Below are 11349 nucleotides of genomic sequence, written 5' to 3'. Positions count from 1 at the left end.
GGCCTGCCGCCAGCGTTCAATCTGAGCCATGATCAAACTCTTCAATTTAAGATTTTGTCGGCTCAACGAATACTGACTTCAAAACTGCTCTTACTCGAAAGTAAGACGTAATTTTAAAGCTATTACCATTCCAACAGAATGATAATGAATTGACTGTGCCAAGACCGAAGTCTTGATTGGTCACTCAGTTCATTGAAACCTAAGTTGCTTTGTTACTAGAACAAAGACTTAACTTTGATTTTCATCAACGAGTGCCCACACAGATTGATAGGTTTAAATTGTTAAAGAGCGTTGCTTTGCAGAAACTTTCTTCTCAAAGCGGAGGTGCATTCTAGCTAGATAACTGTCAGTGTCAAACACTTTTTCAATTTTTCTTTTTAGAAGTCTTATCCTCTACCAACACCTGCTGAAGCCTTGCGACGTCTGCCGTGTCAGTGAGGCGGCATTATAGGGAGATGGATAAACTTAGCAAGCGAAAAAGGTGAATTTATTTAAAAAAAACGTTCGTTTGTTTAAATAAACAACGAACGTCATTTTATGTACTCTTCACCCTCAAGAAAGGAACAGGTTACTCACAAAATGCTGTGGATAACTATTCTTCACTATCAAAGAAGTAAGAGATCCTTGAGCGTGGATTTAAATACTCTCTCACTTTATCGGGAAGTTTATGAGGCAGAATAGCATTAACGATTTTTATATCTTTATCTGCTAAGTCAATAATAGGTGCTTGAGTTCTAGGTACCGACGGATCGTAAATAAGGACATTAGGATATAAAAGGCTGTTCGCATTCACTGAAATTACCAGACCAACCATTTCATTAGACAACTGCACTACTGTCCCCGGCGGGAACACACCCATAAACTTAACTAAAATGTTCAAGTTCTCATTGTTATAAATGTGCTTACAGTTCTTATATAGATAAGAAAGAGCGACATAAGGGATTTTTTGCTCACTTGGTACATTAGGGTGACACAAGTTATCAAAGGCATTAGCAACAGCAATAACTTGAGCGAGTTCGTCAATATCATCCCCTTTCAAACCTAGAGGGTACCCAGAGCCATCAAGCAGCTCGTGATGCTGTTCAATCACTCTTCTTGCACTATCAGGAAACTCTTTAATGTTCTGAGAGATTTCCAATCCGTATTTGGTGTGCATTTTTAGGTAGTTTTTTTCAGGCTCAGTTAAAGGTGTTTGTTTACGAACGATAGCTGTAGGAATTCGGATTTTACCGATATCGTGAAAGAGAGAGGCAAAAGCTATCTCTTTTATCTTATCTGCAGGATATCCTTTCGCTCTGCCTATCATCATCGCGATTACTGATACGTTTAACGAATGGAAGTAAATATCTTCAAACTCACTTTTACCATTCATTAAATGTAAGGTGACGCTATCATCACCGAGCAGCTTATCAACAATATCATCGACCAACTGAGCAGCCTCATCGACAGCATCCATTGGTCGGTTGCGAATCTTGTTCATTACCGCACGCATGCGAGCAAGTGAACGTTCGAATTCTTTTTCACAACTGATCACCCGACGACGATAGGCACTGAGTTTTTCAATTCTGTTTTGTTTTTCTTGCCACAATTTATCAGCTTCACTATTGATATCGCTTTCGACTTCATTTTCTTGATCATCAACAGGAGCAGTATTCGTTACAGGTGGAAGTGGTTGGGTATCACTTTGGCTAGGATTGAGAAACACATGTTGTATTCCCAAGTGTTTAATCAAGCGAATTTGTTCTTGGTCTTTAATCTTAAAACTATTGAATAAAAATGGATGCTCGTTCCACTTTACTGGCAAGCGTATATGTAACCCTGGTTGTAATCTATCGACCGTAATTTTTATGCTCGCCACAATTTACTAAAACCTCTGATAACTTCAGGTACTCTTACTTAGAAGTTGATATTTGAACAACGTCTATAAAGGTACAACTTTTAACACTATTTATTAGCGACAATTATAGACACTATCCTTAGCGAGAGAAAATAGTCACAAGATAGTGGTATCAGCCTTTGTGACTACTTTTGCCTAAATTTGCGAGCTCTTTATGCAATATTGAGCGATAGAAACTCAAATAAATGCGCTATTGCATTGCAAAAACGAACATTCATTAGGAATTACGCTTTAAATATGAAGAAGCAAAATGCTGAATAACACAGTTTGGAGTAACAATACCTTTAAAGATTTTACCTTCAGTAAGAACCCATGGAAATGCCAGTTCCTCTTCTTCAATCAAAGAACTCACGTTACTGATATCCATTTTTGCGTCCAATTTGGTGAATGAGAGCTGCATAATTTGACTAACTGGTCGATGCCACATTAAGTTTTCCTGAGTAGTTTCAAGATCAGTCCCCATGCGTGGCGTAAGGTGTAGGTTCAAGCAGGCCCGGTCAATAATACCGACACATTCTCGGTGGTTAATGACCGGAAGGACTTCAATTTCTGATGACAAAAAATACTGCTGTGCTGCAGCTACGGTATCACTTGGGTCTAGGTGTGGCATCTGTGCATGACACAGGTTTTGTAAGGTGCTGATATTTTTCCCAACAACACCCTCATCCTTAAGTAATGATGGCTTTAACGATTCAATCTTCTTAATCACTGTCGGAATAGCATCCACGCTTTCTGGACCAGAAAAGCATCCACCACTCATATAATCAAGACCCAAATAAGCCAGCAATTTTGCATCATTAATGGCTGCAACTGTGTCTATTGCTACAGACACATTCAGCGAATGACATTCATCCACCAAGGTTTTAATGACTTTATGAATCATTTGTGAGTGAGCCAGTGACTCTAGATAGTTAGGATTGATTTTGAACAAATTATAACGTTCGGTTGGTAGGCTAGTTGAGATAGTGTTACTTATCTCAACATTATCCATCACAAATTTGATTCCTAACTGCTGCCACATATTTATATCTTGAGTAGCTATAGAACGAAGTGCATCAGGAGCAACTTGCAAATAAAACTGATGGGGGTCCACTTTATAATCCCGCATCTGGCGAACCAAGCAGTACAAGACATCGACAAAATTTTTAGCTTCGTGCTGGCACAGAATGTTTAAAGTTACCGTTATTGGTGACGAATGATAAGACTGAAGCAACGCCTGTTCTTTAAATACCTTTTCCTGAACGATGACATCTAACTCTGCCGACAAATTTAGGTCCTGAATAATACTTTCTAATTCCACACGAGTTGAAGATAGAGCCGGAGGTAAAGGAAGTTCAAATCGAGCTTCGTATCCGGAGATGTTCCATGATTGAGTATCTAGTATAGGTTGATATTTTATTTCTACTTGCTTTGTTTCAATAAGATCAGAGATCAATTCTTCCAGTAGCTTCCTTTTCTTTATTTGACGATGTAAATCACTATCAAAAAAACGAATATGCTGTCCGCGATCCTCTGAATGCTGTTCTAGTATCGCCTGAACAGAATGAGTAACAGCCATTTTTGCATTGCTGGCGTCTACGCCAAGAACAGAAATACCAACTCTACCTTTTGCAACAGATTGATAAATTTCTGAATGTGACGATTTCAATTCCTGAAAGAAATAGTTTATCTGTCGATGAAGGTAGCGATATGGCTTTTCGTTCACAGGCGCAGAGCACTCAATACAAGCCAAATAGAAATTGTCTTTTATTTTGCCAAACATCCGACACTTTTTGAGTCGAGCCATAACATCATTAAGTGTGTTTTCGAAATTGGAAATGCGGCTTTCAATACTCAACGTCATTACCACATAGATAGTATTGGCGATTTGTCGCTGATAAATAACATCCAATTGATCACCAAATGCTTTTTTCGTCAGTATACTGCTTTCAATTGAATGCTTAATGCTAGGCAACAAAGAGAATATCGTAAAAGAAATATCAGGATGCTGTAAAAAGGCGAGCGAAATAGATGCAGCTCTGCACTGTCTAAGCTCCCCTGACGAATGCTTAATTAAGAAATTTCTGCTAGCTGAAGGTTTAGGTGTTTTTAGTGAGCTAGGATCTTCTTCAAACAGCAGAATACTATTCAAACTCACAAGATCGCCCAAACCAAACCCAGATAATTGCTCGAACTTTTTATTACAGGCTAAGATCTTGTTTTCACTATTGGTAATCAATACCCCGCAATTATCCTGCCTCAACATAAAATCAAACCAATGCATGGTCTGTCGATCTTGCTTCACTTCAAAAATTAGTTGCGTTTCTCCCTGAACAACATACTGAGAGAGTTTTTCAGCAGAAAACGAGGCATAAAAACCATGATGCCTATCTTCCCAAAGAGCAACAACACACGTACGTTTGTGTTGGTCTTGACACACAGATTCAAGCAGTTGCTCAATATCGTGCCGATAAGAAGGACTCATTAATGCAAGCCATTCACCAAAGCTATTTATAGAATGATTGGGGAATAAAAAAGGATGAGTTGCCTCTCTGTCGTAACTAAACTCCTGAGTAGCAATATTTAAAGTCCAATTAAAAGGCACCGCTTTTCTTTGCTCAGCCGCTGAACCAAGACCTTCTTGCATACATTCACCTTAAGTTGCAAAAACTTCAGCCAAGATAGCCACTCATAATCTGAGTGGCTTTACTTAACTATAGTTGACCAGCGCTTTAGATTGATTGAGCAAATTCAATTTCGTGACATTAAACTCTGCTTCAAAAGAACAAAGAAGCTTGCAAATCAAACCTCGACTACACCGTCTTCGACTTGTCGACGATACGAATAGGTATCTTCAAAGCGGGATAATATCCAGTCCCCTGCTGTAATCGGTGGATATCCACCTTGTCCTTGTTTTTCAGCCAAACATGAATCTAAAGTTACAATAGGAGTGTCATAGTTAGGCTCAACAAAAAAAGGCATAGAAAAGCGTGTCTTACCTGAAGTAGGACTAGCCACCCTATGTTTTGTCGAACGGTATATATCATTCGTCCAACGCTGCATTAAATCACCGATATTAACAACGAAAGATCCCTCAACAGGAGTTGCGTCAACCCACTTTTCTTGCTTATTCAAGACTTGTAAACCACCACTCTGATCTTGATACAGCAACGTAATACATCCGTAATCAGTATGAGCTCCCGCTCCATTCGTCTCCTCAGTTTGACTGGGGTAATGGAGCATTCTTAACACTGAAATTGGCAAACTGAAGCTTTGAGAAAAGAAGTTTTCCTTTTCACCTAATGCCAATGCCATCGCTTTCAAGATTTTTAATCCTACATCAAGAGTGAGGGAATAATGCTGTCCCACAGCCTGAGCAAAACCCTCAATATTAGGATATTGGTTTGGACCATATAATTTGGCACAACGGCCTACTTGAGAATGATATGGGGAAAGATCCAAAGCCATATCAAATGATTCTTTGCAATCCAGTTCTCCTAACGGATCAAGTTTTTCTGCACTCAGCCGTCCCCAACCTCGGTGGTTAGAACTCTTTTCGATAGAAATTTTTTGTTTCTCTTCCTCGGGCAAACTAAACAATAAATTGGCCATTGATTGAATATGGTCGAACTGCTGTTGAGGGATGCCGTGACCAATAACATAGAAAAAGCCAAGTTCACGGCAAGCACTGTCTATCTGTTGAATAACAGGCTGCCAATCTTTTTTATTGTCAGAATTCAGTGGGGAAATATCGATAATCGGTAGCGTCATACTTTCTCCTTGTAGACAACTCTCTTCTACGAGCAACTTTCTAATTTGTAACCAAATAAGCAAAAAGCCGACCAAGTAGACAAGTAGACAAGTAGACAAGTAGACAAGTAGACAAGTAGACAAGTAGTATCAATCGAGAACCAATAAAGCTTGGAGTAAATATTGAGTAGTGAGAAGAGGGAATACTGCACTAGATTAATGCAAGTGAATGAAGGGATGCACCAACCTAGCCTGTAGAGAGCGAATGAGTAGGGATGAGACTTTCCTGAACCAGATACAACAAAGCCCCGACTTTCGTCGAGGCTTTGTTGTTTAAATATGGTACCGGTAGGCGGACTTGAACCGCCACGCCCGAAGGCAACGGATTTTGAATCCGTCGTGTATACCAATTTCACCATACCGGCATCTAGGCTATCGCCTTTGATGGTTGGATTATACGGAAGAAACTAACGGGTGCAATAGCAATATACTGAAAACAAAATCGTTTGCTGAATATTTCGCCATATAGTGTGACAAAGCTAAGCTCAGAAGAGAAAATTAAATCCATATCCCCAAAAAGCCTCCCATCTAGAAAGTTTTAAAGGCTATTCACCGTAATATCCGAAGCCTAGCCGTTAACAATGTTAGCTAGAACACCATATATCATTTCTGCTCGTCTTCTGCGTTCATGAAGCTGCCAGTATCCAAAATCTTCCAACTCGCTTCTCTGAACTCACCAAAGATCCGTAGATTTCATCCAGTTGTTAGATACGACACCAGTAACATACAAGAATCAATTAAAGAGACAAAAATCACATTTAATACAATCCTCTACTGCTTTAAAAAAAATATTCGTGATATTCTGCGCAAAATTTTCAACAAAGCATTGCAGTTTTAAGTTTTGACCTAAACCTCATCTGACACGATATGAGACAAAACTCATAAAAGAATGGAGAGATGCTCACACTACGAAGTCGGATTCGAGTCGCAATACAATTACCGGAGTATTAACAATACAGAATATTGACACTTTTATTGTGTGTATAAAAAAATATCCAATTTATTGTAATTTTGTTGTGTTTTGTAGATGTACGCTTGTTTGAGGGTTAGTATTGGTCACTCTGATAACATCTAATGATAATGGAGCTCATCATGTTTTCAGTTGAAAATGTAAAAAGTGGAATAATAATAAAAAAAGGCTCTACTTATGCAGAATTAGATTTTTTAGTACAACCAATCGTTGATACCGAAAGTTCAGAGATTAAATATTTTGAAGTTTTATCTCGAGTAAGTAAACATTCGGGGGAACAGTTAAATAGCGAAGACTTCTTTAGTGAAATTGATGATGAATTTATAAAGCTAGTATCCATTCATCAGATTTATTACTTTCAGAGACATGGTATAGGTAAAGAATTTTCTATTAACTTAACAATGTCAACCCTACTTGACGAACAGTTTATATTGAGCTTGTTGAGTTTCAAAAAGAAGAACTTCATTTTAGAAATAAATGACGTAAACCATGATGTTAGATGTACCATCCTACTTAACAATATCGCTAAACTACAGAGATCTGGAATAAAGATATGGTTAGATGATTATTACCATGAGTACAATAGTGCAAATCTCACATTTGGTTTAATTACGTGGGATAGAATTAAAATCGACAAAAGTGTTTTACATCATAACTCAGACGTTAGTTTATTGGCCGATTCTATATACTATGTATTGCAGCCATACTGCAAAGATGGCTTGATTTTTGAAGGGATCGAGAGCTCATTTCAACACAATGTTGTCAAAGGAGAGAATATTTTAGGTCAGGGGTATTATTACGCCTATCCTGATACATTGAACTCATTCGAAGATAATACATTTCAGCTGAAAAAAGATAAAAATGCTACTTACTAGAAAAATCAAAATATATAACAGCAATTTTAAAGTTAGATTTTTTTCAAAGCATTATCACATAGTGTCAATTCAAGGTGCTATAGGATACATCTCTTATATAGGGAATGTAATAAAAATCCCTAATAATGGATGTGTACTTGTTCCTAAAAACAGTTTAGTTAATTGCGCTATTGTACCTATAAATGGGTGTGAGTTTTATATAAACATTTATAAAATACATAGAGTCCGACGAGACATATTTTTAAAAATAAACTTTGAAAACATATCTGCATTAGCTGAGGTTGAAAATTCAAATTTATTATCAAAGTCAGTTTTAATAGATGCTCTACATGAAAAAATTTATCATTCACTATCTAATGAAAACCGGATATCTGACCGTTCTTATTCTGGAAAAGTATTTAGTGTTATTCGAAAGGATTTATGTAGGCGTTGGGAGCTTGAAGATATATGTTGTATTCTCTATCTATCTAAAACAACTTTATGTAGAAGATTAAAAGAAGAAAATACTTCTCTTTCACAACTTCTAACGACAGCAAGGATGGCTAAAGCAGCGCATTTATTGAAACATAGCTATTTACCTATATCTACCATATCGGATAAGTGCGGGTTCAATAGTAGCTCGTATTTTTGCAAAAAGTTTAAAGACTCTTATGGGTTCCCTCCAAAAGTGTATCGAACTCTAGATGATTAAATACTCTTGACCAACTCCTTTTAATCTAGACTAGTCTGCACTTACCGTTGACCTTGCCGAGGATATGAAGACCAGAGACGATATGTATCAAACGATATTTTAGTATATTGAGGTTGATTATCATCGGACGAGAAGGCAAAGTGCTGTTGGATATCCAAGCCCTGTTAACTTTGAAAAACAAAATGACGCTTAATGAAGTGTCCAATCTGGCTGGATCAATATCCTGCGGCTATCTAATAAGGAATACTCGTTCGCTATGAATACTACTTTGCCACCCGCTGGCTTTTTTCGCCGTTTAGGCGCTTTAATTTATGACTCGTTGATCGTGCTGGCCATTCTAATGATAGCAGGTGGCGTTGTCGTGGCCTTGATGGAAGCTTTGGTTGCCGCTGGTTTAGTGAGCTACGCACCCTATCAAGATGCCAGTGATCTATTAACAGGCCATCCCATTTGGAGCCCTGTTTATACACTTTACCTTGCGCTAGCTTGGTTATCTTTCTTTGTTTATTTTTGGACTCGAGCTGGACAAACACTCGGAATGAGAGCTTGGAAAATTGTTGTTCGAAATACTGACGGCAATAGAATCACGGTCACGCAAGCGCTAATTCGTCTAGCGACGGCATGTTTTGGTTTAGGCAATCTGACGGTATTAATTGACCCACAGAAACGCAGTTTCCAAGATATGTGGGCAAAGACAGAAGTGGTGGTGTTACCAAAGGTTCGCTAATACCAATTCACGATTTACAGACAATAAAAAGGAAGGCTTAGCCTTCCTTTTTATTTAGAGTTTTCTTCTTAACAACAACAGAGCAATGGTCAAGAACACCAAACTTGGAGCTATAGCGCCAAACACAGGCGGTATGTTGTATACCAAGCTAAGAGGTCCAAAGAATTCGCTGGAAATGTAGAAGGTGAAACCTGCAATTACACCAGACAAAATTCGAGCCCCCATTGTCACACTTCGTAGTGGACCAAAAATAAATGAGAGCGCCATCAGCATCATTACTGCAATAGAAAACGGCTGAGAAATCTTACGCCAGAACGCCAGCTCATAACGGGATGAGTCTTGTTCTGATGCTTTAAGGTAGTGAACATAATCATAAAGCCCACTTAACGCTAACTCTTCTGGTTTTACCGTCACCACAGCCAACTTATCCGGTGCTAAAGCGGTTTTCCAGCGGTATTCCGGCAATGAGTGTTTTGAAATCACGATGTCGTCATTCATATCTGTCACAACAACATCTTTCATTAACCAGTTATTTTCACCAATATAGTCCACTTGCTTTGCGTTATACACCTGACGCAGATGCTTGTTCTCATCAAAACGCCACATGTTCATACCGTAAAGTCGGTTGTCATTGATCTTACCAATAAAGATAAAATCATTGGCATCTCTAGCCCAGACACCCGTTCGAACAGATAAAATCTGTCCACCTGACGTCGCAAAAGAACGTAAATCACGAGCCATTTTCTGCGCTTGTGGAGCACCCCACTCCCCTAAAAGAGTAATGATGATCATGAGAGGGACTGCTGTCTTAAGAACAGATAAACCGATATCCAGCTTAGAGAAACCCGCCGCTTGCATAACTACAAGCTCCGAACTTGCCGCTAATGCACCTAAACCAATCAAAGCACCGAGCAAGGCAGCCATCGGGAAGAACATCTCAATGTCGCGAGGTACGCTAAGCAGGACGAAAATCAGTGCCTGAATCAAATCATACGTTCCTTCACCAACTTTACGCAGCTGTTCAACGTATTTGATAATTCCAGACAAACCGACAAAAGTAATCAGTACCAAGGTGCTCGTGGCTATGATTGTTCGTCCGATATACCAATCTAAAATCTTAAACACGACTTAAGCTACCCTTTTCTTTTGTTTGAATTTGTCTTTCAATCTTCTCACTGCAACACTGTCCATCAGGTTGGCCATAATCGCTGCTAATAACAGAGCTGCATTTATCGGCCACATACCGACAATGGTAGGAATGCTGCCATCTTCAATCGCCGATTTCGTTGCACTGATTGCCAAGAAGTAAGTGAGATAAATTAATATTGCTGGCCCCATCTTGGCAAAACGTCCTTGGCGCGGGTTAACTGCAGATAAAGGAACAACCAACATAGTTAGCAATGGAATACAGACAACCAGAGAAATACGCCACTGAAGCTCGGCTTGTGCTTGTCTGCTTGAATTCTTCACCAGTTCAAGAGTCGGTATCGCTTCCCAGTCTCGACCACGATCTTTGACTTCGCGTTGTCCAATCAAACCTTCATATTCATCAAACTTGGTCACCATATAATCGACGCGAGTTGGCACACCTTCGTAACGGGTACCTTCGTACATGGTGATCACTTGTCGACCATCACTTAACTCTTTCACATTTCCATAATTTGAAAACATCACACTTGGAAGAATCGACTCACGCGGCGCCAATTGTGCTACAAACACATTTGAGAGTTTACGGTTTTCAATATTATCAATGAAAACAACCGAAGAACCGTCTGGTGAACGTTGAAACTGTCCTTTTTGCAACAAATCAACACTATTTTCAGACGCAAGTTTCTCCATCAAATGTGCTTCTCTATCTTGACTCCAAGGAGATAACCACATCGAGTTAAAAGCAGCCACACTTGCGGTAATAACAGCAAGATACAAGGCAGCGCGTACCAAGAACTTATTCCCGATACCCGTTGCATTCATGACTGTTATTTCACTTTCAGCGTATAAACGGCCAAAAGTAAGCAAAATCCCGATATAGAGACTTAAAGGCAGCATTAATAAACCCATTGCCGGCATGTTTAGACCAACAATGGATAAAATCATTCGAGCTGGAATTTCACCGTCGGAAGCATCAGCCAAAACGCGAATAAACTTTTGGCTTAAAAACACTAAAAAAAGTACGAAAAATATCGCAAATTGGCTCTTTAGTGTCTCGCGGATCAAATATCTAACAATAATCACGCTGAAATTACCTATACAAAACTTGTTTTTTTGATGGAATCACTATAATTTCTCGTTGAATCTTTTATTTTTTTAATTTTTGACTAACTGTTAGTACACTTAACAAAGATGTAATCCTGATAAGGATTCAACAAGTGTAGATGCATTATCTAACATTTAGTTCTATTT

At 38.8% G+C, this 11349-nt stretch carries 8 protein-coding genes, 1 tRNA gene and 1 pseudogene; 4 read left to right on the top strand and 6 right to left on the bottom strand.

Annotated features, from left to right (window positions below; genetic code table 11):
• Nucleotides 1-592 precede the first annotated feature (592 nt).
• The 4 genes from L3V23_RS14945 to L3V23_RS14930 all read right to left on the bottom strand — a co-directional run bounded on the left by L3V23_RS14945 (nt 593) and on the right by L3V23_RS14930 (nt 6051).
• Entirely contained in the window at nt 593-1858 is a 1266-nt protein-coding gene (locus L3V23_RS14945) for an HD-GYP domain-containing protein (protein ID WP_042490313.1), read from the bottom strand.
• A 256-nt stretch (nt 1859-2114) separates the two neighbouring features.
• A complete protein-coding gene (locus L3V23_RS14940; RefSeq protein WP_237292445.1) occupies nt 2115-4523 on the bottom strand; it encodes an EAL domain-containing protein in 2409 nt (802 codons plus the stop codon).
• 155 nt (nt 4524-4678) lie between these two features.
• Nucleotides 4679-5647: a 2-oxoglutarate and iron-dependent oxygenase domain-containing protein gene (locus L3V23_RS14935; RefSeq protein WP_102954036.1), complete on the bottom strand. Its 969-nt coding sequence runs from the start codon at nt 5645-5647 to the stop codon at nt 4679-4681.
• A 319-nt stretch (nt 5648-5966) separates the two neighbouring features.
• Nucleotides 5967-6051, bottom strand: a tRNA-Leu gene (locus L3V23_RS14930).
• A 727-nt stretch (nt 6052-6778) separates the two neighbouring features.
• Between L3V23_RS14930 and L3V23_RS14925 the strand changes: the two genes are divergently transcribed.
• The 4 genes and pseudogenes from L3V23_RS14925 to L3V23_RS14910 all read left to right on the top strand — a co-directional run bounded on the left by L3V23_RS14925 (nt 6779) and on the right by L3V23_RS14910 (nt 8949).
• Nucleotides 6779-7531: an EAL domain-containing protein gene (locus L3V23_RS14925; RefSeq protein WP_180980318.1), complete on the top strand. Its 753-nt coding sequence runs from the start codon at nt 6779-6781 to the stop codon at nt 7529-7531.
• Nucleotides 7518-8222 carry a helix-turn-helix transcriptional regulator gene (locus L3V23_RS14920; protein WP_102954034.1) on the top strand — a complete coding sequence of 235 codons (705 nt, stop codon included), beginning with the start codon at nt 7518-7520 and terminating at the stop codon, nt 8220-8222. The genes L3V23_RS14925 and L3V23_RS14920 overlap by 14 nt, the downstream gene beginning before the upstream one ends.
• A 58-nt stretch (nt 8223-8280) precedes the next feature.
• Nucleotides 8281-8415 (top strand): annotated as a pseudogene (locus tag L3V23_RS14915) (IS3 family transposase); the annotation flags it as partial.
• A 63-nt stretch (nt 8416-8478) separates the two neighbouring features.
• Nucleotides 8479-8949, top strand: a complete 471-nt coding sequence (locus L3V23_RS14910) for an RDD family protein (RefSeq protein ID WP_042485412.1) — start codon at nt 8479-8481, stop codon at nt 8947-8949.
• A 54-nt stretch (nt 8950-9003) separates the two neighbouring features.
• On the opposite strand, the gene lptG is transcribed toward L3V23_RS14910, so the two are convergent.
• Nucleotides 9004-10074: an LPS export ABC transporter permease LptG gene (lptG, locus tag L3V23_RS14905; RefSeq protein WP_102962916.1), complete on the bottom strand. Its 1071-nt coding sequence runs from the start codon at nt 10072-10074 to the stop codon at nt 9004-9006.
• A 3-nt stretch (nt 10075-10077) separates the two neighbouring features.
• A complete protein-coding gene (gene lptF / locus L3V23_RS14900) occupies nt 10078-11181 on the bottom strand; it encodes an LPS export ABC transporter permease LptF (protein WP_042485407.1) in 1104 nt (367 codons plus the stop codon).
• Nucleotides 11182-11349 lie beyond the last annotated feature (168 nt).

It is taken from the genome of Vibrio sp. A1-b2 (assembly GCF_021726015.1).
Taxonomy (GTDB): Bacteria; Pseudomonadota; Gammaproteobacteria; order Enterobacterales; family Vibrionaceae; genus Vibrio; species Vibrio diazotrophicus.
Note: the sequence above shows the minus strand (reverse complement) of the source record. Positions and strands in the feature narration are given on the sequence as shown.